At 72.8% G+C, this 26,042-nt stretch carries 27 protein-coding genes and 1 riboswitch; of the genes, 8 read left to right on the forward strand and 19 right to left on the reverse strand.

The features are described from left to right. Positions 1-68: 68 nt before the first annotated feature. Positions 69-767, reverse strand: coding sequence for an SDR family oxidoreductase (locus AB0B86_RS31400; RefSeq protein WP_357406147.1), 699 nt, complete (start codon positions 765-767; stop codon positions 69-71). 162 nt (positions 768-929) lie between these two features. Between AB0B86_RS31400 and htpG the strand changes: the two genes are divergently transcribed. Further along, on the forward strand, positions 930-2,846 hold the full coding sequence (gene htpG, locus AB0B86_RS31405) for a molecular chaperone HtpG (protein WP_357420339.1): 1,917 nt from the start codon (positions 930-932) through the stop codon (positions 2,844-2,846). A gap of 106 nt (positions 2,847-2,952) precedes the next feature. Here htpG and AB0B86_RS31410 read toward each other — a convergent pair whose 3' ends face one another. Continuing rightward, positions 2,953-3,606, reverse strand: a complete 654-nt coding sequence (locus AB0B86_RS31410) for a response regulator transcription factor (protein WP_357420341.1) — start codon at positions 3,604-3,606, stop codon at positions 2,953-2,955. Then, entirely contained in the window at positions 3,606-4,733 is a 1,128-nt protein-coding gene (locus tag AB0B86_RS31415; RefSeq protein WP_357420344.1) for a histidine kinase, read from the reverse strand. The genes AB0B86_RS31410 and AB0B86_RS31415 overlap by 1 nt, the downstream gene beginning before the upstream one ends. A gap of 110 nt (positions 4,734-4,843) precedes the next feature. Here AB0B86_RS31415 and AB0B86_RS31420 point away from each other — a divergent pair, with 110 nt between their 5' ends. Beyond that, entirely contained in the window at positions 4,844-6,298 is a 1,455-nt protein-coding gene (locus tag AB0B86_RS31420; protein WP_357420346.1) for a nitrilase-related carbon-nitrogen hydrolase, read from the forward strand. Between the two features lie 99 nt (positions 6,299-6,397). Further along, positions 6,398-6,570, forward strand: a riboswitch (cyclic di-AMP (ydaO/yuaA leader). Further along, positions 6,570-7,256: a transglycosylase family protein gene (locus AB0B86_RS31425; RefSeq protein WP_357420348.1), complete on the forward strand. Its 687-nt coding sequence runs from the start codon at positions 6,570-6,572 to the stop codon at positions 7,254-7,256. Its footprint overlaps the riboswitch before it by 1 nt. Before the next feature lie 127 nt (positions 7,257-7,383). Here AB0B86_RS31425 and AB0B86_RS31430 read toward each other — a convergent pair whose 3' ends face one another. The 3 genes from AB0B86_RS31430 to AB0B86_RS31440 all read right to left on the reverse strand — a co-directional run bounded on the left by AB0B86_RS31430 (position 7,384) and on the right by AB0B86_RS31440 (position 9,560). Further along, entirely contained in the window at positions 7,384-7,752 is a 369-nt protein-coding gene (locus AB0B86_RS31430) for a hypothetical protein (RefSeq protein ID WP_357406159.1), read from the reverse strand. 124 nt (positions 7,753-7,876) lie between these two features. After that, positions 7,877-9,064 (reverse strand): DNA polymerase IV, encoded by a 1,188-nt coding sequence (dinB, locus tag AB0B86_RS31435; protein WP_357406161.1) that lies wholly within the window; start codon positions 9,062-9,064, stop codon positions 7,877-7,879. Positions 9,065-9,122: 58 nt separating this feature from the next. Then, positions 9,123-9,560 carry a VOC family protein gene (locus AB0B86_RS31440; protein WP_357406424.1) on the reverse strand — a complete coding sequence of 146 codons (438 nt, stop codon included), beginning with the start codon at positions 9,558-9,560 and terminating at the stop codon, positions 9,123-9,125. Positions 9,561-9,655: 95 nt separating this feature from the next. On the opposite strand from AB0B86_RS31440, the gene AB0B86_RS31445 reads away from it, so the two are divergent. Further along, the gene (locus tag AB0B86_RS31445) at positions 9,656-10,630 is read left to right on the forward strand and encodes a YafY family protein (protein WP_357420351.1); all 975 of its coding nucleotides are present in this window, start codon (positions 9,656-9,658) and stop codon (positions 10,628-10,630) included. Here the strand turns inward: AB0B86_RS31445 and AB0B86_RS31450 are convergent. From AB0B86_RS31450 to AB0B86_RS31465, 4 genes are all read right to left on the reverse strand, one after another. Beyond that, the gene (locus AB0B86_RS31450; protein WP_357420353.1) at positions 10,525-11,118 is read right to left on the reverse strand and encodes a GNAT family N-acetyltransferase; all 594 of its coding nucleotides are present in this window, start codon (positions 11,116-11,118) and stop codon (positions 10,525-10,527) included. The two genes, AB0B86_RS31445 and AB0B86_RS31450, sit on opposite strands and share 106 nt — an antisense overlap. Beyond that, positions 11,115-11,654 carry an N-acetyltransferase gene (locus AB0B86_RS31455; protein WP_357420355.1) on the reverse strand — a complete coding sequence of 180 codons (540 nt, stop codon included), beginning with the start codon at positions 11,652-11,654 and terminating at the stop codon, positions 11,115-11,117. Before AB0B86_RS31455 ends, AB0B86_RS31450 begins: the two co-directional genes overlap by 4 nt. A gap of 81 nt (positions 11,655-11,735) precedes the next feature. Further along, positions 11,736-13,310 (reverse strand): FMN-binding glutamate synthase family protein, encoded by a 1,575-nt coding sequence (locus AB0B86_RS31460; protein ID WP_357420357.1) that lies wholly within the window; start codon positions 13,308-13,310, stop codon positions 11,736-11,738. Between the two features lie 90 nt (positions 13,311-13,400). Beyond that, the gene (locus AB0B86_RS31465; RefSeq protein WP_357406171.1) at positions 13,401-14,531 is read right to left on the reverse strand and encodes an N-acetylmuramoyl-L-alanine amidase; all 1,131 of its coding nucleotides are present in this window, start codon (positions 14,529-14,531) and stop codon (positions 13,401-13,403) included. A 211-nt stretch (positions 14,532-14,742) separates the two neighbouring features. Here AB0B86_RS31465 and AB0B86_RS31470 point away from each other — a divergent pair, with 211 nt between their 5' ends. Then, positions 14,743-15,888 (forward strand): hypothetical protein, encoded by a 1,146-nt coding sequence (locus AB0B86_RS31470; RefSeq protein ID WP_357406173.1) that lies wholly within the window; start codon positions 14,743-14,745, stop codon positions 15,886-15,888. Positions 15,889-16,109: 221 nt separating this feature from the next. Further along, a complete protein-coding gene (locus AB0B86_RS31475) occupies positions 16,110-17,381 on the forward strand; it encodes an MFS transporter (RefSeq protein ID WP_357406175.1) in 1,272 nt (423 codons plus the stop codon). A gap of 41 nt (positions 17,382-17,422) precedes the next feature. On the opposite strand, the gene AB0B86_RS31480 is transcribed toward AB0B86_RS31475, so the two are convergent. The 7 genes from AB0B86_RS31480 to AB0B86_RS31510 all read right to left on the reverse strand — a co-directional run bounded on the left by AB0B86_RS31480 (position 17,423) and on the right by AB0B86_RS31510 (position 22,757). Beyond that, positions 17,423-17,809 carry a VOC family protein gene (locus AB0B86_RS31480; RefSeq protein ID WP_357406177.1) on the reverse strand — a complete coding sequence of 129 codons (387 nt, stop codon included), beginning with the start codon at positions 17,807-17,809 and terminating at the stop codon, positions 17,423-17,425. Between the two features lie 143 nt (positions 17,810-17,952). Beyond that, the gene (locus AB0B86_RS31485; protein WP_357406179.1) at positions 17,953-18,372 is read right to left on the reverse strand and encodes a YchJ family protein; all 420 of its coding nucleotides are present in this window, start codon (positions 18,370-18,372) and stop codon (positions 17,953-17,955) included. Between the two features lie 44 nt (positions 18,373-18,416). Then, entirely contained in the window at positions 18,417-19,190 is a 774-nt protein-coding gene (locus tag AB0B86_RS31490; protein ID WP_357406426.1) for an SGNH/GDSL hydrolase family protein, read from the reverse strand. A gap of 50 nt (positions 19,191-19,240) precedes the next feature. Then, complete coding sequence (locus AB0B86_RS31495) at positions 19,241-20,341, reverse strand: magnesium and cobalt transport protein CorA (RefSeq protein WP_357406181.1); 1,101 nt, start codon at positions 20,339-20,341, stop codon at positions 19,241-19,243. Positions 20,342-20,450: 109 nt separating this feature from the next. After that, the gene (locus tag AB0B86_RS31500; protein WP_357406183.1) at positions 20,451-21,062 is read right to left on the reverse strand and encodes a class F sortase; all 612 of its coding nucleotides are present in this window, start codon (positions 21,060-21,062) and stop codon (positions 20,451-20,453) included. An 89-nt stretch (positions 21,063-21,151) separates the two neighbouring features. Next, entirely contained in the window at positions 21,152-21,637 is a 486-nt protein-coding gene (locus AB0B86_RS31505) for a hypothetical protein (RefSeq protein ID WP_357406185.1), read from the reverse strand. Between the two features lie 295 nt (positions 21,638-21,932). After that, positions 21,933-22,757 carry a metalloregulator ArsR/SmtB family transcription factor gene (locus AB0B86_RS31510; RefSeq protein ID WP_357406187.1) on the reverse strand — a complete coding sequence of 275 codons (825 nt, stop codon included), beginning with the start codon at positions 22,755-22,757 and terminating at the stop codon, positions 21,933-21,935. 190 nt (positions 22,758-22,947) lie between these two features. On the opposite strand from AB0B86_RS31510, the gene AB0B86_RS31515 reads away from it, so the two are divergent. Beyond that, entirely contained in the window at positions 22,948-24,192 is a 1,245-nt protein-coding gene (locus AB0B86_RS31515; protein ID WP_357406188.1) for a lycopene cyclase family protein, read from the forward strand. A 92-nt stretch (positions 24,193-24,284) separates the two neighbouring features. Beyond that, positions 24,285-24,758, forward strand: a complete 474-nt coding sequence (rnhA, locus tag AB0B86_RS31520; RefSeq protein WP_357406191.1) for a ribonuclease HI — start codon at positions 24,285-24,287, stop codon at positions 24,756-24,758. Positions 24,759-24,765: 7 nt separating this feature from the next. On the opposite strand, the gene AB0B86_RS31525 is transcribed toward rnhA, so the two are convergent. Beyond that, positions 24,766-25,002, reverse strand: coding sequence for a preprotein translocase YidC (locus tag AB0B86_RS31525; RefSeq protein ID WP_357406193.1), 237 nt, complete (start codon positions 25,000-25,002; stop codon positions 24,766-24,768). A 113-nt stretch (positions 25,003-25,115) separates the two neighbouring features. Continuing rightward, entirely contained in the window at positions 25,116-26,003 is an 888-nt protein-coding gene (locus AB0B86_RS31530; protein WP_357420360.1) for a pentapeptide repeat-containing protein, read from the reverse strand. Between the last annotated feature and the right edge of the window lie 39 nt (positions 26,004-26,042).

The following is a 26,042-nucleotide window of genomic DNA, read 5'->3' on the forward strand; positions in this document are numbered from 1 at the left end:
GTACCGCCAGGGGCGGGCCGTCGTCGGTCGAACCGGCGACGGCCCGTCGCGCCCGAGTGGCGGCGTGGTCAGGGCAGCTGCGGGTAGAGCGCGGACACGCCGCCGGGGAATCCGGCCTGCACCCGCCGGCTGACCTCGTCGGCGACGATCTCGTACGCGTCGGCCTCGATGCCGTCCACCGCGAGCCGGGCGATCACCGCCGGGTCGGACTTCGGGCCGGTGACGGTCGCGGCCATGTCGGTGTCCAGATAGCCGACGTGCAGGCCGGCGACCCGGACGCCCCGCTCGGCGAGCTGGAGGCGCAGCGCGTTGGTCATCGCCCACTCGGCGGACTTGGCGGCGCCGTAGGCCCCGTGGATCGGGAAGTTCACCCAGGACAGCACGGACAGCACGTTGAGGATCGTCCCGCCGCCGTTGCCGGCAATGAGCGGCGCGAAGGCCCGGACCATGGACAGGGTGCCGATGTAGTGGGTCTCCAGCTCCAGCCGGATGAGGTCCAGGTCACCGTCGATCAGGTCGGTGCGGGAGTCGATGCCGGCGTTGTTGATCAGAAGGTTGACGTCCCCGGCCAGTGTGGCGGCGGCGGCGACCGAGGTGGGGTCGGTGATGTCGAGGCGCACCGGCGTCACGCCGGGCAGGTCGACGGTGTCCGGGTTGCGCGCGCCGGCGTAGACGGTGGCGCCCCGGGCGAGGAGTTCGGCGGCCAGGTGCCGGCCGAAGCCGCGGTTGGCGCCGGTGACGAGGGCGGTGCTTCCTGCGATCTTCATGGCGGTGACGCTATCCCACCTGACTTCTGTATGCCAAAGTCAGCCATGTCACGGAGCTGCCCCGGTCCGATCGGGAATACGACCGGGATGCGGTCACCACGCGACCGGTGACGACTCGTATCCTTTCCGCGAACATCCGCACGAGCCGAGAAGGGAGACGGTGTGAGCAATCAGGCCGAGACGTTGGAGTTCCAAGCCGAGGCGCGTCAGCTGCTCCAGTTGGTGGTCCACTCCATCTACTCGAACAAGGACGTCTTCCTGCGGGAACTCATCTCCAACGCGTCCGACGCGCTGGACAAGCTGAGGCTGGCCACGCTCGTCGACAAGGACCTCGTCGCCGACACCGACGACCTGCACGTCGCCCTGGAGATCGACCGGGACGCCCGCACCCTCACCGTGCGGGACAACGGCATCGGCATGACCCGCGACGAGGTCGTCGCGCTGATCGGCACCATCGCCAAGTCCGGCACCGCCGAGCTGCTGCGCCAGCTGCGGGAGTCTTCCGACGCCCATGCCTCGCAGGACCTGATCGGCCAGTTCGGCGTCGGCTTCTACGCCGCGTTCATGGTCGCCGACCGGGTCACCCTGCTGACCCGCAAGGCCGGCGAGACCGGCGGCACCCGCTGGGAGTCCACCGGCGAGGGCACGTACACGATCGAGGAGGTCGACGAGGCACCGCAGGGCACCACTGTGACCCTGCACCTCAAGCCCGCCGACACCGAGGACAACCTGCACGACTACACCGCCGAGTGGACCGTCCGCGAGATCGTCAAGCGCTACTCCGACTTCATCGCGTGGCCGATCCGGATGACCGTCGAGCGGCCGGGCACCGACGACGCCCCCGCCACCAGCGAGGTGCAGACGCTCAACTCGATGAAGGCGCTCTGGGCGCGGCCCCGCGACGAGGTCGACGCCGCCGAGTACAACGAGTTCTACAAGCACGTCAGCCACGACTGGGCCGACCCGCTCGAGGTCGTGCACATGAAGGGCGAGGGCACCTTCGAGTACGAGGCGCTGCTCTTCCTGCCCAGCCACGCCCCGCTGGACCTGTTCTCCCCGCAGGGCCGCCGCGGCGTCCAGCTCTACGTCAAACGCGTGTTCATCATGGACGACTGCGAGGCGCTGGTCCCCACCTACCTGCGCTTCGTCAAGGGCGTTGTCGACGCGCACGACCTGTCGCTGAACATCTCCCGGGAGATCCTCCAGCAGGACCGGCAGATCCAGATCGTCCGCCGTCGCCTGGTCAAGAAGGTCCTCGCCGCCGTGAAGGACCTCAAGACCAACCACGCCGAGCGCTACCGCACCTTCTGGACGGAGTTCGGCGCGGTGGTCAAGGAAGGGCTGATCGACGACACCGACAACCGCGACACGCTGCTGGACATCCTGTCGGTGGCCTCCACCCACGACCCGGCCGAGCCCACCGACCTGGCCGGCTACGTGTCGCGGATGAAGGACGGCCAGAACGACATCTGGTACGCCACCGGCGAGTCGCGGGCCGCCATCGAGAACTCTCCGCACCTGGAGGCGTTCCGGGCCAAGGGTCACGAGGTGCTGCTGCTCACCGACCAGGTCGACGAGGTGTGGGTCGAGCGGGTCGGCACGTACGACGGCAAGACGCTGCGCTCGATCGCCAAGGGCGAGATCGACCTGGACACCGACGAGGAGAAGCAGCAGGCCGAGGCCGAGCGCGAGCAGCAGCGACAGGAGTTCGCCGCGCTGCTCGACTGGCTGGGCACCACCCTGACCGACAGCGTCCGGGAGGTCCGCCTGTCGTCCCGGCTGACCACCTCACCGGCCTGCGTCGTCGGCGACGCCCACGACCTCACCCCGACCCTGGAGAAGATGTACCGGGCGATGGGGCACGAGATTCCCCCGACCAAGCGGATCCTGGAGATCAATCCCGGTCACCCGCTGGTCTCCGGGCTGCGCAAGGCCCACGAGCAGGGCACCGAACCGGCGGCCCTGACCGAGACCGCCGAGCTGCTCTACGGCCTGGCGGTGCTCGCCGAGGGTGGCGAGCTGACCGACCCGGCCCGCTTCACCCGCACGCTCGCCGACCGGCTGGCGCGCACCCTGTAACCGGCTTGCCTCGTCGATCATGGAGTTGTGCTGGGCGACAAAGCGCCCGTCGTAGGGCGCAACGGGCACCACAACTCCATGATCGACGGGGCTGGACCGCCGCGGGTCACTGACCGGGAATCACCAGACCGGACTCGTAGGCGACCATCACCGCCTGGGCGCGGTCGCGCAGGTTGAGTTTGGCGAGCAGGTTGCCGACGTGCGTCTTCACCGTGTGCTCGCTGAGGTGGTGGTGGGCGGCGATCTCGGCGTTGGACAGACCCGCCGCGATCAGGCGCAGCACGTCCGTCTCGCGAGCGGTGAGCGCGGTCACCGCGGCGGCCCGCGCCGGATCCGGGTGACCGCGCCGGTGCAGTTCGCCGATCACCCGTGCGGTGACGCCGGGGGCGAGCAACGCGTCGCCGGCGGCGACCACGCGGACCGCGTTCACCAGGTCGGCCCGGGGTGCGTCCTTGAGCAGGAAGCCGCTGGCGCCGGCACGCAACGCCGCGTACAGGTAGTCGTCGGTGTCGAACATGGTCAGGGCGAGGACCCGGCTCGGCGTACGGGCGCAGACCTGGCGGGTCGCGGCGACCCCGTCGAGGACGGGCATCCGCATGTCCATCAGGACGACGTCGGGTCGGTGGTCGAGAGCGGCACGCACGGCGCCCGCGCCGTCGGCGGCCTCGGCGACCACCTCGATGTCCGGCTCGGCGCCGAGGATCGTCGTGAACCCGGCCCGGAACAGGTCCTGATCGTCGGCGAGCACGACGCGCAGCATCAGCCGACCGCCGACGCCGGCAGGGGCAGGGTGGCGGTGACAGTGAAGCCGTGCCCGTCGGACGCCGGGCCGGTGCGCAGGCTTCCCCCGCAGGCCTGGGCCCGCTCGCGCATGCCGACGATCCCGTACCCGGGCATGCCGGTGCCGGCCGCCCGGTCGCCGCTGCCGTCATCGGTGATCGACACGGTGAGCGAGTCAGGTGCGTGGTCCAGCAGGACGTGGACCGATCGCGCCCCGGCGTGCCGGACCACGTTGGTAAGGGACTCCTGCACGATCCGGTACGCGGCGACCCCGACGTCCGCGGGTGGCGCGAACGGCGACGGGGAGGCACCCCCGAACGGCGTCCCGGAGGCGACCTCGAGGACGGCGTCGAGGCCGGTGGCGCGGACACGGTCGACAAGGACGGGGAGCTGGGCCAGTCCCGGCTGGTCGAACGGTTCGTCGGCGGGTTCACGCAGGCTGCCGACCGCGCGGCGCAGCTGGGTGGCCGCGTCCCTGCCGGTGGCCGCGATGGCGGCGAACGCGGCGTCGGCGCGTTCGGGTTGGTCGCGCACCAGCAGCGGCCCCGCCTCCGCCTGCACGACCATGACGCCGACCGCGTGGGTGAGGATGTCGTGCAGGTCGCGGGCGATCCGGGCGCGTTCGCGCAGCACTGCCGCCGCGAGGTCACCGGCGACGCGGCGATCCCGTTCGGCGCGGGCCTGGGCGTGGGTACGCCGGGCCCGGGCGCTGGTCCCCAGGGCGTACGAGAAGAGGTAGGCGACCGACAGGTAGCGCAGCACCTCCACGTCCGGGTGCGGATACAGCAGCGAGAACAGCAGGCCGGCGGCGGTGAGCACGATGCCGAGCAGGCGGACCGCAAGCGAGGATCGCGCCGCGAACGTGTAGACGCAGACGAGGGGGCCGACCGGCAGCAGCGGGGGCGCGCCGAGCGAGGCCGAGACCGTCGTGGCGACCCCCACCACGACGGCGACCGGGACCAGCGCGCGGTCCCGCCACAGCACCGGGACCGAGGACGCGACCGCCAGCGGCAGCACCCACCAGGCGGGTGGCCCGTCGGCCACGGCCGGCAGCACTGTCGCGGCGACGGCGGCCACCGTGACAGCGAGATTGACGTACCGCTTCACGTCGGCAGTATCGTCCGGCCCGGTTCCTCCGCGCCTCCCTCCACAGGACCAGAACACCTCCACCGCGTACGGCGATCCGCACCGGCCAACCCTCGCCACACGATTGGCGCATGATGACGATCGTCGCCGCGCTCCTCAGTGGCCTGCTCTGGCTCGGCGGGTGCGGGCTGCACCCCGTTGCCGCGTTGACCTGGCTCGCCCCGATCCCGCTGATCCTCGCCTCGGTGCGGGTACGCCGGAGGACCGCGCTCGGCGCGACGATCCTCGCCTGGTCGATCGGGCAGCTCGACATGGTCGGGTACTACCACGGCACCCTGGGCCTTCCGGTCCCCGCGGTCGCCGCCGTGCTCGGCCTCGGCCTCGGCCTGGCGGCCGGCACGGTAGTGCTCGCCCGTGCCCTGCTGCTGCGGGGGCGAACCGTGCGCGCCGTCCTCACCGTGCCGGCACTGTGGGTGCTCGGCGAGTACGCGGCGTCGCACCTGTTCCCGCAGGGGGCGTGGTGGAGTCTCGCCTACACGCAGGCCGACGTCCGGCCGGTCATCCAGCTGACCGCGCTCACCGGCGTCTGGGGCGTCACCTACCTGCTGCTCGCCGTCCCGATCGCTGTCGCCGCCGTGCTCGGCAGCGCACTGCCAACAGGCACCGGCCGGCTCGACCGCACCGCCCTCGCCTGCCTGCTCGCCCTCCTGCTCGGCGCCGGCGGGTGGTCGGCCTGGTCACTGGGTCGTTCAGCCGACCCGGCCGAGCCGCTTACCGTCGGTCTGCTCGCCCTGCGGCAGTCCACGGACGGGCTCCCGATCGACGAACCGTCCGGCCGGGACCTGCTCGCCCGGTACGCCGCGCGGGTGGCGGACCTGACCGCCCGTGGGGCACGGATCGTGGTGCTGCCGGAGAAGGTGTTCGCCGTGACGGACACGACCCTGCCCCTGCTCGTGGACGCGCTGCGGCAGGCCGGGGCCCAGATCGTCGTCGGCACGGTGCTGTGGCGGGCCGGCACGGCCAGCAACGTCGCGCTGGTGCTGGACCCGGATGGCGGCGTCACGACGTACCAGAAACAGCATCTGGTCCCCGGCCTGGAGGAGTGGCTGACGCCGGGCGACGACGACGTCATCGTGAACGGGCGGTTCGGCGTTGCCATCTGCAAGGACCTCGACTATCCCGGCCTGGTCCGGCGGTATCGGGCGGAGGGCGCCTCGGTGCTGCTCGTCCCCGCCCTGGACTTCACCTCCGACGGTTGGCTGCACGGTCGCATCGCAATGGTCCGGGGTGTGGAGAACGGAATCACAGTGGTCCGCGCCGCCGAGTTGGGCCGGCTGACGGTAAGCGACGGCGGCGGCAGACTGCTGGGTGACGTCAGCGCCGGTGACGCGGAGTTGCTGGTAACGGCCGCTCCGACCACCGGATGGGGCACTGTCTACTCGCGTACGGGAGATTGGTTTCCGTTGTTGTCCCTGGTCTTGTTGGTCGTCGCCGTCGAGGGGTCGGCGTCTGGCTCCAGGAGGACAGCTGATCGCAAACGGTCCATGGTGGTCACTGCACAGAGTCACCAGGCCCGCAACCGCTGAGCGGACTCTCCAGCGTGCCCCGGTGAAGAAGTTCACAGGGGTTGGGCGATCGTCACCGACCGTGCCTAACGTCGGTCGGGTTCGCCAACGCGGACACCACGGCCGGCAACGCCAAATCCTGCCCCCGGTCGTCGGAACCCAGTCACCGGGCAGGAGCGGGGGACCCACACGTTCCTCGGTGCATGTCACCTCGGGGTGAAGCCGCCACCGTGCGGCCGGGCTCCTCGGCCCGAACCCGACAGCTCACCTCGCCGGCGTGGAGGAAGCTCACATGACGTCTGTCTACACCCCCCGTCATCGACGGGTCACCACCCGCCGCCTCGCCGTCGGCACCCTGGCTGTCGGTGCGGTCACCGGCGCCGTCGCCCTCTTCGGGCCGGCCGCCCCGGCGCAGGCCGCGGTCAACTGGGACGCGATCGCCAAGTGCGAGTCCGGCGGCAACTGGAAGATCAACACCGGGAACGGCTACTACGGCGGACTGCAGTTCTCCCAGAGCACCTGGGCCGGTTACGGCGGCAAGAAGTACGCCGCCCGCGCCGACCTGGCCAGCCGCGGCGAGCAGATCGCGATCGCCGAGAAGGTACTCGACGGGCAGGGCATCGGCGCCTGGCCGACCTGCGGCAAGAAGGGCGGATCGACCGGCGGCTCGGCCACGAAGTCGACCAAGCCCACCACCAAGTCGACCAAGCCCACCACCAAGTCGACCAAGCCCACCACGAAGTCGACCAAGCCCACCGAGCGGCCGTCGCGCGGCGAGCAGCCGGCGACCCGCAGCCACGAACGCACCGCGCCGACCACCGGCGGCCAGACGTACCTGGTCAAGCCGGGGGACACCCTGTCGGAGATCGCTGACGGCCACCGGGTGACCGGCGGTTGGCAGGCGCTGTACGAGCACAACCGGCAGCTGATCGGGGCCGACCCGGGCCTGATCTTCCCGGGTCAGCGGCTCAGCCTCTGATCGTTTCCCGACGCAGCGGCTCAGCCTCTGACGGATGACACGCGAACGCTCGGCCGGATCACCGGCCGAGCGTTCGTGCGTGTGATGCCAATCAGCCCCGCGCGCTCGTACCCCCGGGGGAAGGCCGTCACGCCGCGGACGCGGACGCCTTCGGCCCTCGGTGCGACGTGACCGGACCGGCGTTCCAGCCCCACCGGGGAGCCGGTGCGCTGCTCTCCCCGGACCAACCCGTGCCGCCCTCCTCGCTGTCGCCGCCGTCGGTGGTCGTCTCGACCGGGGCGGGTGTGCTGCGGGCCAGGCGTATCGACTGCTCGGCGCCGGCGCGGGCCGCACAGGGCCAGGACTGCCCGGCGCACTGGAGGTTGCGGCAGTGACCCTCGTCGTCCGGCTCGTGGGCGCTCAGCACATCGATCGCCAACTGCCAGAGCAGCGGGTCGGTCACGTCGTGCGGGCGCTCGGCGTTGCGGCTCACTCGGTTGCTGGTGTCGTCGGACATGCTGGGTCCCCCCTTGTCAGGCTGTACCCCCCAAGGGTCACCCGTCAGCCGCCGGCTAAACCGCCGACCTGCTGTGATGTGTCTCCGATCGCACCTCTTCGGATGGACACCGCACGCAGATCGGTCAATCCGGCAGCAGCGGCATCTCGACGCCCGGCTCCCGGCCGAGCAGCACCGCCCGGGTGAGCGCCGCCGATCCGAACCGGTCGCGGACCGCGTCCACAGCGGCGTCCAGCTCCGCACCCGGGTCGCTGTGGAACGGCAGCTCCGGCTGCACCGGGCTGTCGTCCAGATTGCCCACCGAGACACCGATCAGCGTGACACCACGACTGTCGATCTCGGGCTGGGCCGCCCGCAACAGCGCCCGCGCGGCGGCGAGCAACGGGGTCGTGTCGGCTGTCGCCTTGTCCACTGTGTGCGAGCGGGTCGCCCGGGTGTAGTCGCCGAAACGCAGCCGCAGCACCACTGTGCGCCCGGCCCGCCCGGCCGCGCGCATCCGCCGGGAGACCCGGTCGACAAGGCCGGCGAGGATGGCGTCCAACTCCGCCGGGGCGTGCGGGCTGCGGCTCAGTGCGTGCTGGGCACCCATCGATCCGCGTCGTCGACCGACCTGCACCGCGCGTGGGTCACGGTTGTGCGCCAGGGCGTGCAGGTGCCGCCCGGAGCCGGACCCGAGCAGAGACACCAACGCGGCCTCGCCGAGCCGCGCCACCTCGCCGACGGTACGGATCCGGTGCGCCCGCAACTTCGCCGAGGTGACCGGGCCGACGCCCCACAGCCGCTCGACCGGCAGCGGGTGCAGGAACGCCACCTCGGCGTCCGGTGCGACAACCAGCAGCCCGTCCGGCTTCGCCACCCCACTGGCCACCTTCGCCAGGAACTTCGTGCGGGCCACCCCCACCGTGATCGGTAGGTGGACCCCGGCCCAGACCTCCCGGCGCAGCCGCTCGGCGATCTCGGTCGGCGACCCGACCAGCCGCCGCAGGCCACCCACGTCCAGGAACGCCTCGTCGATGGAGAGCCCCTCGACAAGCGGGGTGGTCTGCCGGAAGATCTCGAAGACCGCGCGGCTCGCCGCCGTGTACGCCGACATCCGGGGCGGCACCACTATCGCCTCCGGGCACAGCCGGCGCGCCTGCTGGCCACCCATCGCGCTGCGTACGCCCCGGGCCTTCGCCTCGTAGCTGGCCGCGAGGACCACGCCCCCGCCGACGATGACCGGCCGCCCGCGCAGGCGCGGGTCGTCACGCTGCTCGACCGACGCGTAGAACGCGTCCAGGTCGGCGTGCAGGATGTGGGCGCCGGACGACACGTACACATGTTCGCATGACGTCCGGCGGCGACGGCGGTGAGCTGGGCGAACGCCCATGTCAGTCCAGGCAGAACTCGTTGCCCTCGGGGTCGGCCATGACGAGGTGACCGGCCCCCAGCGGGGGAGCGGGCTCGTGCCGGGTGAGCCGGGTGGCCCCGTGCGCGACGAGCCGGTCCGCCTCCGTTTCCAGGGCCGCCATCCGCTCGTCGCCGGCCAGCCCGGGAGCGGCCCGCACATCGACGTGTACCCGGTTCTTGACCTGCTTGGGCTCCGGCACTCGCTGGAAGAACAGCCGAGGACCCGAGCCGTCGGGGTCAACCACCGCCGAGGCGTCGTTGCGGCGCTCCGGGGGCACTCCCATGGCTTCCAGGGCCTGGTCCCACGACTCGAAGTCTCCGGGGGGAGGCTGCACCTGGTAGCGGAGCGCCTCGGCCCAGAACGTCGCCAGTGCGGCCGGGTCGGCGCAGTCGAACGTGATCTGGATGTCGCGGGCCATCTCAGCTCCCTGTTTCCTGGTCTGGTCGGTCATGGTCCGAAGCCTCTCGCGGATAGCGGACAGAGTCGTTCCGCTATCCGTGAAACGATCGGCGGATGAGCGTCGAGGCGACCACCGAGCGGGTCCTTCGGCTGCTGGCGCTGCTGCAACGGCGACCGTCCTGGACGGCCGGCGAGCTCGCTGCCGAGCTGGGGGTCACCAGTCGCTGCGTGCGCCGTGACGTGCAGCGTCTGCGTGCGCTCGGTTACCCCGTGTACGCGACGGCGGGCGTGGGCGGTGGCTACCAACTCGGTGCGGGCACCCAGCTGCCGCCGCTGCTCCTCGACGACGAGGAGGCGATCGCGACAGCGGTCTCCCTGCGGCTCGCCTCGGGAGGCACGGTCGCCGGGGCGGGGGAGGCGGCGCTGCGGGCGCTCGCGAAGCTCGACCAGGTGATGCCGTCGCGGCTGCGCGCCGAGGTGCGGGCCGTGCACGGCTCGACGGAGACCCTGATCGGCCCGGTGGCCGAGATCGACGCGGAGTTGCTGGTGACGCTCGCACGGGCCTGTCGCGACGCCGTGCGGGTCCGGTTCAGCTACACCGCCCGCGACGGCGGGGCGCAGGAGCGGACTGTCGAGCCGGTCCGGATGGTCACCACGGGTCGCCGCTGGTATCTGATGGGCTGGGACGTCGACCGCGACGACTGGCGCACGTTCCGCCTGGACCGGATGGCCGCGGCGGTGGCGACGACCTGGCGGTTCCGGGCCCGCGACCACCCGGATCCGGTCGCCTTCGTGCAGCGGTCGGTGACCGGGGCACCGTACCGGTATGTCGCCCGGGCGCGGGTGCGTGCCCATCCCGACCGGGTGCGCGCGGTGGTGCCACCCCAGGTGGGGCGGGTCGAGGAGGGCAGCGACGGGTGGTGTGTGCTGGTCGTCGGCGGTGAGAGCCTGGACTGGCTTGCCGCGCACCTCGCCCGCCTGGATTACCAGGTGGAGGTGTTGGAGCCGCCGGAGCTGCGGGAGGCGGCCGGGCTGCTCGCCCGCCGCCTCGCGGCGATGGCCGGGGCGGTGTCGCAGCGCAGCGTGTAGTGGCGCAGCGACACCGGACTGCCGTCGGGCGTGGTCCACGGTGCGGTGCTGACGCCGGTGCACAGCCAGCCGGTGCGCTCGTAGAGGGCGGTGGCCGCGGTGTCGCCGGAGGTCACGTCGAGCACCAGATCAATGCCGCGTGCGCTCGCCCACTGCCGTGCCCGCCCCAGTAGCCCGCTGCCCAGCGCCAACCCTCGGGCGGCCGGCGCCACGAAGAGACGACCGACCTGGGCCGTTGGTCGGGCGGGCAGCCCGCTCGCCGGGCTGGGCACCCGGTGCACCGCGACGTGCCCCACAATGGCCGCGTCGGCGTTGTCAGCCTTGTCGACCGCGACCCAGGCGCGGGTCGGGTGTGGTTCGCGCAGCCAGCCGTGGGGGTCGGCGGGCCAGTTCAGCGGATACCTGTCGACCCGGTGGACCTCGGCGAGGGCCGCGACACACCCGTCGAGGTCGGTAGCGCGCCGGCGGCGGATCCGCGGCGGGATCACAGGTCGTCGAACGGGCGGGCGTAGCGGAACTCGCCCCGGACCGACCCGCGCCACGCGGTGAGCGGCCGCGCCATGAAGTACTGCGGACCCCACGGCTGCGGCGGCGTGACCCCCACCTCGACGGCCGGCCCGAAGCCGAAGCGCGGGTAGTACTCGGGGTGCCCGAGCAGCACCACGAGGGGCTCGTCGCGGGCGTCGGCCGCACCGAGCACCGCGTGCACAAGCGCGCTGCCGACGCCGCGCCGCTGCCATTCCGGCAGCACACCGAGCGGCCCGAGGCCCAACGCCACCGGCTCACCGCCCACCCGGCCGCGGGTGGCCACCACGTGGCCCACCACCTGGCCGTCCGAATCGACAGCCACCAGGGAGTACGCGGGCAGCCAGCCCTCGTCGGCCCGCAGCGCGTCGACAAGGGTCGCCTCGACCGGTAGGGACTGGCCCCCGTCGTTCCCGTCGCCGCCGGTTCCGCCGAACGCGGCGGCGTGCACCGCCCGGATGGCGTCGACGTCAGCGGGTGTCTCGCGTCTGATCAGCACCGCGCCACGATACGGGTGTCCCCGGCGACGACTCCACGCGTTTATCCCGCCGAACGCCGTGCGGGCCGGGTCGGGCGTGGGTCAGCCGACGGCGGTGGCCGAGGGTGGGGCGCTGCCGCCCTGCGGTGCCTGCGGCGTCATCAGGCGCACGATCGTCGCCTGGTCGGCTGCCGAGGGCAGACCCCAGTGCGGCTGGTAGCCGTACACCTCGTGCAGTGGGGTGGAGCCGGTGCGGCCGTCCAGGATCTCCACGGCGTCCGTGCCGATCAGGCCGGGGTGTTCCACGCCGCAGGCCTCGGCGACCTTGGTCAGGTCGCGGCGCAGGGTCCGCAGGTAGTTGGCCGCCCGGACCGACTTCGACGCCGGGTCCAGGCCGCGGGCCAGCCAGACGTTCTGCGTCGCCACCCCGGTGGGGCAGGTGTCGGTGTGGCACTTCTGGGCCTGGACGCAGCCGATCGCCAGCATCGCCTCCCGGCCCACGTTTACCAGGTCGCAGCCGAGCGCGAACGCCACGATGGCGTTGTCCGGCAGGCCGAGTTTGCCGCCGCCGGCGAAGACCACCCGCTCGTGCAGGTCCCGCTCGGCGAAGATCTTGTAGACCCGGGAGAAGCCCTGCTGGAACGGGAGCGACACGGAGTCGCTGAAGATCAGCGGCGCGGCGCCGGTGCCACCCTCGCCGCCGTCGATCGTCACGAAGTCCACGCCCCGCCCGGTGTCGCGCATCAGGTCCGCCAACTCCCGCCAGAAGCCCAGGTCACCGACCGCCGACTTGATGCCGACCGGCAGGCCCGTCTCGGTGGCCAGCAACTCCACCCAGTCGAGCAGGCTGTCACAGTCGGAGAACTCGGCGTGCCGGGACGGGCTGACGCAGTCCTGACCAGCCGGGATGCCCCGGGTGGCGGCGATCTCGGCGGACACCTTCGCCCCGGGCAGCAGCCCGCCGAGGCTCGGCTTGGCGCCCTGGCTGAGCTTGATCTCCAATGCCCGTACGGGTGCGCCGGCGACCAGGTCCTTCAGCCGCTCCAGGCTGAACCGGCCGTGCTCGTCCCGGCAGCCGAAGTACGCGGTGCCCAGTTGGAAGACCAGTTCGCCGCCGTTGCGGTGGTACGGCGACAGGCCGCCCTCGCCGGTGTTCTGTAGACAGCCGGCGAGCGCGGCTCCCTTGTTCAACGCGGTGACGGCGTTGCCGGAGAGCGAGCCGAAGCTCATCCCGGAGATGTTGACCACCGACTCCGGGCGGAAGGCACGGGCTCGCCCCCGGGCCGCGCCGAGCACCTTCGCGCAGGGCAGCCGCACGTCGTGTCCGGCGGTCGGGGTCGACGGCGGCACCGCCCGGCCGAACGTGCGGTGCTTGATGATCGGGTAACCGCGGGTGTGCTCGATGTCGTTGTCAGTGCCGAAGCCGAAGTAGTTGTTCTCCTGCTTGGCCGACGCGTACACCCAGCGGCGCTGGTCGCGGGTGAACGGGCGTTCCTCGTCGTTGCCGGCCACGATGTACTGCCGCAGCTCCGGCCCGATCGCCTCCAGCAGGTAACGGGCGCGGCCGAGCACCGGAAAGTTGCGCAGCAACGCGTGGTCGCGCTGGATCAGATCCCGCGCGGCGAGCGCCGCGACAGCGGCGGCAGCGGCGGGTACGGCTCGACGGGCCCATCTCATACCGAGGACTCTTTCCGCCGGGCCCGTGGATCAAACCGGCGAGCTGGCTGGTGGCGGTGCGGGGCGGCCCCGCACCGCCACCGGCGAGGCTCAGCGGTGCCGGTACGACTCGCGGACCGACCCGCCGACGATGGTGCACCACGTGCTCGTGCTGAGCTTGCCGTTGCGCGGCAGCCCGTGCAGCGCCTGAAGGTCCTGCACGGCGGCCCGGGTGGCGTGGTCGTACGCCCCGGTGACGGTGACCGCGTACCCCTTGGTGGCGAGGATTTCCTGCACTGCCGTGACCGGCGCACCGGTGGCGTGCTGGTCCAGCTCCGGCGCGAGGGTCTCCCAGGTCGGCGGGGTGAGGGTCGCGTCCACGTCCACCGCAATGCCGTTGCGGGCCTGCCAGTCCTGCACGGCCGCCACTGTCGCGGCGTCGAACGTGCCGCTGACCGTCACCGTGTAGCCCCGGTGGACGAGCAGGTGCTGCACCACCCGGACGGAGGGGGAGTTGACGAAGCGCCAGAGGTCCGGCCAGCGACGCGCGGGCACGTCACCGAGCGTGGTGCCGAGGGCGGCGTGCACCCGCCGCCGCAGGTCCGGGAACTGGCGGTAGAAGGCGGCGCCCGGGCACTCGGTGGTGCGGAAGTCCCAGTGGCCGAAGATGTCGAACGCGTGCAGCCCGTACTGCCGGCAGACCGCGACGCAGAGCTTCACCAGGGAGTCGGTAAGCGCCTTCGGCGGCGTCTCGGTGACGTAGGTGCCCTCGTTCTCGATGCCGATGGCCCGGCCGTTCTCGCCCGGGCAGTGCGCCGAGATCATCTGCCGGTCGCCGGCTTCGAGGCGCTCCAGGCTGCCCCGACGGCCCTCCAGCACGTAGCCGCCGCGGCTCACCGTGAAGTGCTGGCCGGTGTCCGACCACCCGTTGCCGTCCATGTGCAGGTCCTGGCAGTCGTGGGCCAGCTTGACCGCCTGCTCGCGGGAGTAGTCGGTGACGTTCGGGAACGCCATGTGGTGCACGATGATCTTGTTGGTGGCGATGGCGCTCACCGACAGCGGGTCCTTCGGCGGGCGGGCGGCCCACTCGTCGCAGCTGATGATCCAGTCGAGGTCGGTGCCGGGGGCGGCCTGGGCCGCCCCGGGGAAGGCGAGTTCGCTTCCGACGACGGCGACCGTGGCGGCGCCGAGACCAGCGCGCAGCAGCGTCCGCCGGTCCACTTCGGAATTGTCGACGTGCATCGTGTCTCCTCCTGCGGCCGACGGCGGGGGATGAAAAGTAGCTCCAGTGGCCGCACGTATCCCGGAGGATATTGCCAGGGCTTGCCCGCGCGCTAGGGGTCCCGGTCCGTGATCCAGCTGATCGGGCCGGCAGTGGCTGGCGTTTCCCCACGTCGGCTCGGGGGTAGGTCGGGGACTGACCATCCCCGGCTGCGCGTAAAGGAATGACCAGATGAGTGACAACGTCAGCGACGCGGTGGGCGACGCCCTCCGTTCGGTGATGCTCTTCCTGCCCAAGGCCGTCGCGTTCCTGGCGATCCTGGTGGCTGGTTGGCTGATCGCCAAGGCCGTCCTGAAGATCGTGGAGAAGGTCCTGGAACGGGTGGGCTTCGACCGCGCCGTCGAACGCGGCGGCATCCGCCGCGCGTTGAGCCGATCCCGGTACGACGCCAGCGACATCGTCGCGAAGCTCGTCTACTACGCGGTGCTGCTGTTCACCCTTCAGCTCGCCTTCGGCATCTGGGGGCCGAACCCGATCTCCGACCTGCTCGCCGCGGTGATCTCGTGGTTGCCCCGGGCCTTCGTCGCGATCGTCATCGTCGTGGTCGCCGCCGCCATCGCCAACGCGGTGAAGGACATCATCAGCGGCGCGCTCGGCGGGCTGTCCTACGGCCGGGTGCTGGCCACCATCGCCTCGGTGTTCATCCTCGGCCTCGGCGTCATCGCCGCGCTGAACCAGATCGGGGTGGCCACCGCGGTCACCACGCCCGTGCTGATCGCCGTGCTGGCCACGATCGGCGGCATCCTCGTCGTCGGTGTCGGCGGCGGCCTGATCCGTCCGATGCAGAGTCGCTGGGAGTCGTGGCTGACCCGCGCCGAGCAGGAGTCGCGGCTGATCGCCGAGCACACCCACGCGTACCGGGCCGGTCGCCGCGACGCCGAGGCCGAGCTGGCCCGCCGGTCGGCCACCACCGGTGGCGCGGAGGCCACCCAGGTGGTGACCCGGCCCGCCGACGCCGACACCACCCAGGTGGTGACCCGGCCCGCCGACGCCGACACCACCCAGGTGGTGACCCGGCCCGCCGACCCGGAGGCCACCCAGGTCGTCCACTTCCCGGTCAGCTCCGACGTCACCCAGCCGGTCGGTCGCGGCGCCGGCGACACGACGCCGACGCCGGCCCGGCCCGCCGCGACCGACGACACGACCCAGGTGGTCAGGGGCTCGGCCGACTCGGACGTCACGCAGGCGGTGGGCACCGGTGTCGACCCCGACGCGACCCAGGTGGTCCGGGGCGGCACCGATCCCGCGGTGCCCGGGCAGCGGGCCAGCGACGACAGTGAGACCACCACAGTCATTCCGCCGGTGGACCGGCGCTGACGCAGCAGTACGGGGCGGGGCGGGATCGATCTGATCCCGTCCCGCCTCGCGTTGCCCGCCCCGCTCGCCCGGCACGTCGAAAGCGCTGGCCGTGGCCGCGCCGGTTGTCTAGCATCGCGGGCATGACCTGGCGACATTGATCCAGCAGCGTCGGCCGAAACCGTGGGCCGCCACGGGCACCGCACGTCCGGTGTCCGTCTCCACTCCCACGGGAAGGCCAAATGATCCCCAGCGCCACCCGCGTGCCCGACCCGGCGGTCCGCCGGCTGACGACCACCCTCTACGGGTACGCGTTCCTCAGTGACCTCGTGCTGCTCTACCCGCTGTACGTGGTGTTCTTCATCGACAGCGGACTGTCGGTGGGGCAGATCTCGTCGCTCTTCGTCATCTGGTCGGTGGCCGGCATCCTGTTCGAGGTGCCCTCCGGTGCGTGGGCCGACGTGGTGTCCCGACGGCTGCTGCTGTGCCTCGGCCCGCTGGTGGCCGCCGCCGGGTTCGCGCTCTGGGTGCTGGTGCCGTCGTACCCGGCATTCGCCGTCGGTTTCCTGCTCTGGGGCGCGGGTGGCGCACTGGTCTCCGGTGCCCAGGAGGCGTTGGTCTGGACCGAACTGGACCGGCTCGGCGCGACCGGCCGCTACGCCCGGGTGCTCGGCCGGGCGCGGACGGCGGGTGTGCTGGGCGTGGTGCTCTCCGGGGTGCTCGCCGGCCCGGTGCTCGCGGCCGGCGGGTACCCGGCGGTCGGCGCGGCCAGCGTGCTCGCCTGCCTGCTGGCCAGCATCGTCGCCACCCGGTTTCCGGAGCACCGCACGCCAGCCACCGGGTCGACCCGACAAACGTCCGAGCTGGACGACGATGACGGAAACCTGGGGTGGTGGGACACGCTGCGGGCGGCGGTGGCGCAGGTCCGCACCCGTGCGCCGGTACGGAACGCCGTGCTGCTGGTGGCCGTTGTCGCTGCCGACTGGGGTGCCCTGGACGAGTACACGCCGCTGCTGGCCCTGGACACCGGCGTCGGGGCGCAGGCGGTGCCCCTGCTGCTCCTGCTGCTCTGGGCCGGGGTGACAGTCGGCGGGCTGCTCGCCCCGGCGGGAGAGCGGCTGGGCAGTCGAGGGTACGCCGCGCTGCCGGGGCTGGTCGGCGTCGCGCTGGCCGCAGGGGCCCTGCTCCGGCACCCGGCGGGGTTCGTGCTGCTCGCGGTGGCCTTCGGCGCGGCGCAGTTGGCCACCGTGCTTGCCGACGCGCGGCTCCAGGCCCGGGTCACCGGCACCAGCCGCGCCACCGTCACCTCCCTGGCCGGGATGGCCACCGACGTGCTGGTCATCGTGACGTACGCCGGCTACGGCCTGCTCGCCACGGCGGCCGGCAACGCGGTGGCGTTCGCGCTGACCGCCGGGGCGTACCTCGTGGTGGCGGTGGTGCTGCTGACCCGCCGCCGGCGCGGCGCGGCAGTGCCCAGCGGCAGCACCGCGAGCCTGGCACGCGACCCCGGCTGACCCGGCGCCCGGCGGCGGTGTGGCCGCCGCCGGGCCCTCACTCAGCCGGCCAGGTGCAGGAACGACCACTGGTGGCCGTCAAGGTCGCGGAAGCCGCGCATGTACATCGGCCCGTTGACGATCCCCGACCCGAGCGACTCCCCGCCGGCGACCACGGCCCTGTCGACAAGCTCGTCGACCTGCTCCCTGCTCCGGGCCGACAGGCCGACGATGACCTCCCGGCTTGTTGCCGTGTCCGTGGTGGCGACCCCGGTGTACGTCTCGAAGGCCGAGCGGAGGTGCAGCATCAGCCGGGTGGTGTCGGAGACGGTGAGCGCCATGGTGTCGCCCTCCGGCCCGGTCTGGTCGCTGGTGAAGCCGAGCGCCTGGTAGAACTCGGCGGCGGTGGTCAGGTCGCGCACCGGCAGGTTGATGAACGTCATGGTCATCGGTGGTCTCCGTTCGACTCGTCCCGAGGGCTCCAGGCCCCCCTTCGCCTCCGCGCGGCCGGCGGCGTGAGCGCCGGAAGGGGTGCGGGCGTAGGACGACGCCACTGTCATCCTACGGGGCAGACTCGGCCACCGGCGCGGGATCAGGCCACGTCGCCGTCGAGGTAGACCCATCGGCCGTCCTCGCGGACGAACCTGCTGCGTTCGATGATCGTGCCGGGGCGGCCCGCGTCCCGGTAGTGGGCGTGGAACGTCACGGTGCCGGCGGTGTCGAGCAGGCCACCCCGCTCGGTGTCGATGATCTCCAGTCGGGTCCACCGCTGTGCCGGGCTCAGCTCAAGGTCCTCCGGCCGGGTCGAGGAGTGCCAGCTGCGCAGCAGGTAACCGGTGTCGCCCAGGGCGAAGGCGCTGAACCGGGAGCGCATCAACGCCTCGGCGGTCGGTGCCTGCGCGTCGCCGGCGTGCACGGGCGCGCAACAGGCGGCGTACGCCTGGCCGGAGCCGCACGGGCAGGCCGGCGGTGTCGTCGCGCCCGCCCGTCGTCGTCCCGCACGCTTGCCCACGCCGCCATCCTGCCGCACCGCCGAGCGGCCCCGGCGGCCGGCCGTCACCGGCCCAACGCCACCGGCAGGGGCACCGGCCGCTTCGCGACCCGGTCGTCCCCGGACGACCTGCCGCGCAGGTGCCGGACCAGCCAGGGCAGCAGGTGCCGGCGGGTCCAGGCCAGCTCGGCGCCGAGCACCTCCCCGCGGCGGCGCGGCGGCGCCGGCGGCAACGAGGCCTTCCAGGAGTCGTCGAACCCGGGCAGCCCGACGGTGTACGCCAGCGCGGCGGCGATCCGCTCGTGCCCGGCGCTGTTGGCGTGCAGCCGGTCGTCGCTCCACAGCCGGGGATCGGAGGCGACCGGGAGGGCACCCAGGTCGACAAGGGACGCCCCGGTCCGCGCGGTGGCGGCGCGCATCGCCTCGTTGAGCGCGAGCATCCGGCCCCGCAGTGGCCGGGCCAGGGGCATCACCGTGGCGGGGTCCGGCATCGTGAACGTCAGCACGGTGGCGCCCTGCCCGACGAGCGCCCGCTGCATCGCCTCCACGTCTCCCGCGACCTGCTCCGCGTCGAACGAGGGGCGCAGCACGTCGTTCATGCCGGCGACCACTGTGGCCAGGTCGGGTGCGAGGTCGAGGGCGGGTTGCAGCTGCTCGGCCCGGATCTGCGCGGTGGTCCGGCCCCGGATGGCCAGGTTCGCGTAGTCCAGCCCGCCGCCCTGTGCCTCGGCCACCGCCAGCGCGAACCGGTCGGCCCAGCCCCGGTAGCCGCCCGCCTCGTCCGGGTCGTCGAGCCCTTCGGTGGTGCTGTCGCCGATCGCCACGTACCGCTGCCACATCACGGCTGCGAGATTAGCCGCTGCCCGCCCGGTGCCGCACGCCCGCGGCGTCAGAGCCAACCCGAGCGCCGGAACAGCCGGTACAGGCCCAGGGCGACCACGGCCATCAGGCAGATGGCACCGGCGTAGCCGTAGCGCCAGGCCAACTCGGGCATGTGGTCGAAGTTCATGCCGTAGATGCCGGCGATGCCGGTCTGGGTGGCGGCGATGGCCGCCCACGCCGCGATCTTGCGCATGTCGTTGTTCTGTTCGACGGCGAGCTGCGCCAACCGGGACTGCACGATCGAGGTGAGCAGGTCGTCGTACGCGGCGACCCGGTCGACGGCCCGGCTCAGCCGGCCGTCCACGTCGACGAACCAGCGGTGCAGGGCGCGTGGTGGGCCCTCGGGGTCGAGCAGCGTCCGCATCGGCGCCTGCAACGGCAACACCGCCCGTTTGAACTCCACCACCTCCCGTTTGAGCTGGTAGATGTGCTGGATGTCGGCGCTGCGGTCGCGGGCGAACACCGCCTCCTCGACCCGTTCCAGATCCCGCTCCACGTGCCCGGCCACCTCCAGGTAGGAGTCGACCATCCGGGCGCAGACCGCGTACGCCACCGCCCAGGGCCCGGCGGCCAGCAGCGCGGGGCGGCGCTCGATGTCGGCACGGACGCTGCGCAGCGCCCCGGCCGCGCCGTGCCGCACGGTGATGGCGAACCGGTCGCCGAGCAGCACCATCACGTCCCCGGTGTCGATCACCTCGGAGGTGTCGGTCAGCTCGTCGTGTTCCACGTACCCGGCGGTGCGCAGCACCAGCAGGGTGACCGACCCGTGCCGCTGCACAGTGGGCCGGTGCCCGTCGGCGAGCGCCTGCTCGACGGTCAGCTCGTCGAGGCCGAAGGTCCGGCCCACAGCGGCGAGCACGGCCGGTCCCGGGTCGTGCAGGCCCAGCCACACGAAGGCGTTGCGCGCGTGCCGGGCCTGGGCGTACGCGTCGGCGTAGTGCGGTCGACCGGGCTCGCGCCGACCGTTGACGTAGACGGCACAGTCGACCACCGCGTCCGGGTTGGACCGGCGCGGGGTGGGGGAGTCGCCCTCGACCCGGCCGAGCAGTCGACGGGCCAGGGCGCGTACGCCTCGACCCGCCCGGTCCCGTACCGGTCGCTGATCCACCGCGTGCCTCCCCGTCGCCCGCGCACCGCCCCGGTCACGGTGCCCGCGGGGATGGTGTCACCGCATTCTGCCGAGCCGGGTCCGACGTCCGACAGTCGGGCGACGGTGCTCAGCCGGTGCGGGTGGCGAAGACGACGACGTTGTCGACGTAGTTGCCGGTAGTGGCGTCGAACCGGCCGCCGCAGGTGATCAGGCGCAGCCCGGCGGTGGCCGCCGGGCCGTAGACGAGGGTGCTGGGAAAGTGCTCCTTCGGGTACGCGCGGACGTCGTCCACGGTGAACGTGGCGACCTGCGCGTCGGCGCGGGTGACCTGGATCTGTTCGCCGGCGCGTAGCCGACCGAGGTCGAAGAAGACCGCCGGTCCGGCGGGGGAGTCGACGTGTCCCACCAGGACGGCGTTGCCGGTTTCGCCGGGGCTGACCCCGTGCCGGTACCAGCCGGCGACTGTGGGCCGGTCCAGTGGCGGCACCTCGAGCACCCCGGCCGCGTCGGCACCGACCGGGACGACCTCGGCGCGGACGTCGATGGCGGTGATCTGCACCCGGACCGGCGCGGCGCGGGGCAGCGGCGCCAGGTCCGGTGCGGGGCGGGTGCGGCGCGGCGCGTCGGCCGGCGGGGGCGGTGGCCGCGTCGGGTCGGCGGTGAGGCCGACGGTGATCAGCCCGAGCCCGCTCACGCCGAGCAGGGCCACCACCGCCGGTAGGGTCCGCCGCCACCACACGTGGGCACACCTCCGTTGGGCGTCGTCGGGGTGCCCGCGCCGGTGTCGCCGGCACGGGCACCCGTCCTCAGGGATGGAGCAGTCGCCGATCAGGCGACAGTGGACGCCGGACGCCGCCGGCGGATCAGGACCACCGCGCCGGCGAGGGCGGTGCCGAGCAGGGTGCCACCGGCGGCCAGCGTGCCGGTGTCGCGGCTGTCGCCGCCGGAGCCGGCCGGTGCGCCGCCGATCGGGGTGACGGTGAACGTGGCGGTGCCGGCCGAGCTGCCGTCGCCGCAGGTCGCCGCCACCGTGTAGGTGCCCAGGGTGAACCCGGCGGTGAAGAGTTCGGCGCTCAGTCCGCCGCCGGCGGCGGCCGTGGTGGATCGGACGTTCTGGTCGCGGTTGGGCCCGGTGACCCGGAAGAGGGCGTCACCCGACTTCGGGTTGCAGGTCGTCGCGGTGAGCACGACGGTCCCACCGACCGGAGTGGTGGCCGGTGACACAGTGGTGTCGGCCAGTGCGGCGCCTGGCAGCAGGAGCGTGCCGAGGCCCACGCCGAGCGCCGCCGAGCAGAGTGCTGTTGAGACCTTCATACGCGTCTTCCCTCACTTTTCGTCCGCTGACTGCGTGGGACGTCGTTCGGGTGGCCAACTCCGTGACTAGCACCGGTGTGCCCAACACTAGGTGGGTTGGGTCCTCGATCAGGTGAAAATGAGAAATCCTCGTTGCCGTCACGTGTCCACCCGAAGGCCGGGAGAGCTGCGCAAAGGCCCGGACGGCCCGAGCGGCACCGGTGCTCCGATCGACGTCCCCGCTGCCCGGGCTGTCGCCGTTGGGTCGATGGCGAGGTATGGCGTCGGCTGTCCGCGATCCGGTGGGCGTGACAGGTCAGCCGGCGGGCTGGGCGAGGATCGGCTCGCCGGTCTCCAGCAGGGTCTTGAGGTCGGCCAGCAGCTCCGGCCAGCCGCCGCTGCCGTCGAGTTGGCCGCTGATCGCCCGCCGCATCTCGCTGTCGGGGGAGAAGTCGTCGTGGATGACGGTCAGCCGGACGGCAGTGTCGCCGTGTGGCTCGATCTCGAAGGTCACCTTCGACCGACGCTCGGCGAGCCGGGCGGCCAGGTCCTCGGGTGACCAGCCGAAGTGCTCGGCGTGCTCGGGCTGGAAGCCGTGCCAACTGTACGAGAGGCGCCGGTACGGCTCGGCGACGAGCACCCGCTGACCGAGGTCGCGGGGCTCGTCGTCCGGCGAGTCCTGCCACAGCACCGGGGAGCCGACCTGCCAGTCGGACGCCATCGCGGCGCCGCCCCAGTAGCGGCGGGTGAAGGCCGGTTCGGTGAGCGCGGCCCAGAGCCGCTGCGGGGTGGTCCTGACGTAGGTGGTGTAGACGAATGCCTGACTCTCCATGGACTGTCGCTCCAATGCGGTGCTCAGGTCGGCGAGCGCGGCGGCTCGCTCGCGGTCGTAGCGGCTGAGCCATCTGTCGGCGATGGCGTTGATCGGCGCGGCGTTCAGGTAGTGCACCTTTTCCCGGCCACGCCGAACGCTCGTGACGAGCTGCGCCGCCTCCAGCGCCGAGAGGTGCTTGCTGACCGCCTGTCGACTCGTCGCCAGCCCGTCGCAGAGCTCGCGCAGGGTCTGGCCGTTGCGTTCGTTGAGCCGGTCGAGCAGTCGACGCCGGCTGGGATCGGCGAGCGCCCGGAAAACGTCGTCCATCGACCCTCCGTCAACAGGCAACCATGTGGTTGCATGTCAACGTAGGCAACCATACGGTTGCCTGTCAACCTGTCGCGGTGGCGCCTCTGGACGACGCCGAGCGCGGGCAGCCGCGACCGACTCCCACCCCGGGGCACCGTCGTCGGGTGGCGACGCGCGAGCGGGCGCGGCGGTGTGACAGCGTGGGGCGGTGACCGATTCCGCGCCGCTCGATGTCGACCTCGCGTTGCTCGGTGGTGGCGGCGCGGCGTCGTTGCTGCTCGCCGCGCTGGACCGGCACGGCGTTCGCGGCCTGCGCATCGCCGTCGTCGACCCGGTGCGCCGACGCGGTCAGGACCGCACCTGGGCGTTCTGGGGCCAGCCCGACACCGACCTGGACCCGCTGCTCAGCGCGAGCTGGCAGCAGGTCGAGGTGGCCACGGCGGTCCGGCGTCGGGTCCTGGACCTCACCCCGCTGCGGTACGCCATGCTCCGCTCCGGCCCGGTCTACGACCAGGCTGCCGCAGCCGAGCGTCGGCTCGACGCCACCCGGATCGTCGCGCCCGCCGACACCGTGCGCGACGACGGCACCCGCGTGCTGGTGCGGACCGGCGACGGGCGCACCGTACGGGCCGGCTGGGTGCTCGACTCGCGCCCCCGTCCACCGGCCCGAGCGGGGCGGACCACCTGGTTGCAGCACTTCCGGGGATGGTGGCTGGAGGCCGACCGCCCGGTGTTCGACCCGGCCCGCGCGGTGTTGATGGACTTCCGCACCCCGCAGCCGCCCCGGGGCGTCTCCTTCGGGTACGTGCTGCCGGTGAGTGACCGCTACGCCCTTGTCGAGTACACCGAGTTCTCGCCGGACCTGCTCACCGACGCCGGGTACGACACGGCGCTGGCCGGCTACCGGGACCTGCTCGGGCTCGACCCGGCCGGGCTGCGGGTGCGCGAGGTGGAGAACGGGGTGATCCCGATGACCGACGCGCCGTTCCCGGCCCGCCCCACCCCCCGGGTGGTCCGGCTCGGCACTGCCGGTGGCGCGACCCGCCCCTCCACCGGCTTCACCTTCTCCGCCATGTACCGCCAGGCCGACCAGGTGGCCCGCGCCCTCGCGGCGGGCCGACCGCCGGTGCCGCAGGCGGCGTACCCGCGCCGGCATCGCTGGATGGACGCGGTGGCGCTGCGGGCGCTGGACCGGGGCGGGGTGGGCGGCCCCGAGTTCTTCGACCGGCTCTTCGACCGCAACCCGGCCGAGCGGGTGTTGCGTTTCCTCGACGGTCGGACCACCCCGGCCGAGGAGGTCGCGATCATGAATTCCACCCGGCTGTTGCCGATGATCGTCGCTACCGCCGGCGACGCCGTGCACCGCGTCCGCGATCGGACCCGCCCCACCCGGCCCGCGCCGGCCATCCCGCCCGCCGTGGTCGGCGGGGCGCGGAGCCCGGACCGCGGCTGACCGGACCGGCGTCGACTGCTGCGCGGTGCCGCCTCGGCGTGCCGGCCACCCGTGCGGTCAGGGGGCGCTCAGCGCCCGGTAGGTTGCCGGGCATGGTGGACGCGGCGGCCGGCAGGGGCGTACAGATCTGGACCGACGGGGCGTGCAGCGGCAACCCCGGCCCGGGTGGTTGGGGTGCGCTGCTGCGCTACGGCGACCACGAGCGGGAGCTGTGCGGCGGCGAGGCCACGCCCACCACCAACAACCGGATGGAGCTGATGGCGGCCATCCAGGCGTTGGAGAGCCTGAATCGGCCGGTCACCGTCGAGCTGCACACCGACAGCACGTACGTGCGCAACGGCATCACCAGTTGGCTGGCGTCCTGGAAGCGCAACGGTTGGCGGACCGCCGCGAAGCAGCCGGTGAAGAACGCCGACCTGTGGCAGCGGCTGGAGGCGGCCTGTGCACGGCACGAGGTCACCTGGCTGTGGGTCAAGGGGCACAACGGGCATCCGGAGAACGAGCGGGCCGACGGGCTGGCCAACAAGGGCATGACCGAGGCGCGGGCGGCGCTGACCAGCCGCTGAGCTTGGGTCAGCGGGTCGCGTCCGGGTGCCCCGGCATGCTTGACCCGCCGCCGCTGCTGCCGGACGAACCGCCGACGACACCCGAGTTGTCGGGTTCGGTCACGATGTCCGGCCGGACGTCGGTGTCCGGCGGTGCGGGCACCTCGGTGTCCGCCTCGACCTGCACCAGTGGCACCTGGCCGGCCTCGTCCTCGCTGTGCTGCGGGTTGCCCGGCTGCTCACCCTGGCGATTTCGGTAGCTCACGCCGTGCCCCCCGTCGATGCCGGTTCGCGTCGGCGCTGGCTACCCGGCGTCGCCGCGGCCGAAACCTCGCGCCCGGTGTGGGGGTGTCGTCGCGCGTGCCCGACTCGCCGTGTTCAGCGTCGTCGGTCGCGCCGCGCAGGGGCACCGGAACGCGACCGCTGGCGGACCGGGGTGAGCGGCAGCGTCGTCCAGTGCGCCGGCCGGGTGAGCGGCTGCGGCAGGCCGGTGCGCGTGTCGCCCCGGGCGGCGTCCAGCTGGGTCTGGTGCAGGAAGAGGGTGCGCCGCAGGTCCGCGCCGCCCAGGTCGGCCCCGCGCAGGTCCGCGCCGGTGACGTCGGCCTGGCTCAGGTCGACGCCCCGCAGGTCGGCGCCGATCAGCAGCGCCCCGCGCAGGTTGGCCCGGCGCAGGTCGGCCCGGCGCAGGTCGACGCCGGGCAGGTGCGCGCCCCGGTGGTCGGCGCCGCCGGGGGAGCGGGCCGCGGCGCTGGCCTGCGACAGCAGCGGGTTGACCCGGTCCCGGTGCGCGGCGACGTCCACGGTGCGCAGCTGCGCGGGGTCACCCTCGGTGAGTGCCGCCGTCTCGGCGCGGGCGCGGGTCAGTTCCTCGCGCAGGTCGGCCGGGGGGTGTAGCGCCAGCGCCTCGGTGACGTACCAGAGCAGTTCGTGCAGGGGCCGTAGCACCGCGAACGCCTCCGCCATGGCCGGCAGCGTCTCCGGCGCGTCCCGCCAGTCCCGCCCGCCGAAGGTGACCTGGGCGACCTGCTGCCCCGCCCCGAAGCAGTCGAACACGGTGCAGCCGGGGAAGCCGCGTTGCCGCAGCTCGGTGTGGATGCCGCAGCGGTGGTCCGGGCGCAGGTTCGGGCAGGCCCGCCCGGCCGGCTTGTCGATGGCGAAGTCCGCCGATCGGGCGAACGCGGGCACCACGCAGCACAGGCCGAAGCAGCGTCCGCAGTCGGCCCGCAGGGGCGTCGACCCGGGCGACGGTGTGGTGCTTGGCGACACGTGGGTGGTCCTCCGCGGTTCGGGATGGGACCACAATTG

It is taken from the genome of Micromonospora sp. NPDC049047 (genome assembly GCF_040649135.1).
GTDB lineage: Bacteria > Actinomycetota > Actinomycetes > Mycobacteriales > Micromonosporaceae > Micromonospora.

Coding starts and splice junctions, on each gene's coding strand:
- AB0B86_RS31400 (WP_357406147.1), bottom strand. CDS start 767: ATGAAGATCGCAGGAAGCACCGCCCTCGTCACCGGCGCCAACCGCGGC.
- AB0B86_RS31410 (WP_357420341.1), bottom strand. CDS start 3,606: ATGCTGCGCGTCGTGCTCGCCGACGATCAGGACCTGTTCCGGGCCGGG.
- AB0B86_RS31420 (WP_357420346.1), top strand. CDS start 4,844: ATGATGACGATCGTCGCCGCGCTCCTCAGTGGCCTGCTCTGGCTCGGC.
- AB0B86_RS31425 (WP_357420348.1), top strand. CDS start 6,570: ATGACGTCTGTCTACACCCCCCGTCATCGACGGGTCACCACCCGCCGC.
- AB0B86_RS31430 (WP_357406159.1), bottom strand. CDS start 7,752: ATGTCCGACGACACCAGCAACCGAGTGAGCCGCAACGCCGAGCGCCCG.
- AB0B86_RS31440 (WP_357406424.1), bottom strand. CDS start 9,560: ATGGCCCGCGACATCCAGATCACGTTCGACTGCGCCGACCCGGCCGCA.
- AB0B86_RS31445 (WP_357420351.1), top strand. CDS start 9,656: ATGAGCGTCGAGGCGACCACCGAGCGGGTCCTTCGGCTGCTGGCGCTG.
- AB0B86_RS31460 (WP_357420357.1), bottom strand. CDS start 13,310: ATGAGATGGGCCCGTCGAGCCGTACCCGCCGCTGCCGCCGCTGTCGCG.
- AB0B86_RS31465 (WP_357406171.1), bottom strand. CDS start 14,531: ATGCACGTCGACAATTCCGAAGTGGACCGGCGGACGCTGCTGCGCGCT.
- AB0B86_RS31470 (WP_357406173.1), top strand. CDS start 14,743: ATGAGTGACAACGTCAGCGACGCGGTGGGCGACGCCCTCCGTTCGGTG.
- AB0B86_RS31475 (WP_357406175.1), top strand. CDS start 16,110: ATGATCCCCAGCGCCACCCGCGTGCCCGACCCGGCGGTCCGCCGGCTG.
- AB0B86_RS31480 (WP_357406177.1), bottom strand. CDS start 17,809: ATGACCATGACGTTCATCAACCTGCCGGTGCGCGACCTGACCACCGCC.
- AB0B86_RS31490 (WP_357406426.1), bottom strand. CDS start 19,190: ATGTGGCAGCGGTACGTGGCGATCGGCGACAGCACCACCGAAGGGCTC.
- AB0B86_RS31505 (WP_357406185.1), bottom strand. CDS start 21,637: ATGAAGGTCTCAACAGCACTCTGCTCGGCGGCGCTCGGCGTGGGCCTC.
- AB0B86_RS31510 (WP_357406187.1), bottom strand. CDS start 22,757: ATGGACGACGTTTTCCGGGCGCTCGCCGATCCCAGCCGGCGTCGACTG.
- rnhA (WP_357406191.1), top strand. CDS start 24,285: ATGGTGGACGCGGCGGCCGGCAGGGGCGTACAGATCTGGACCGACGGG.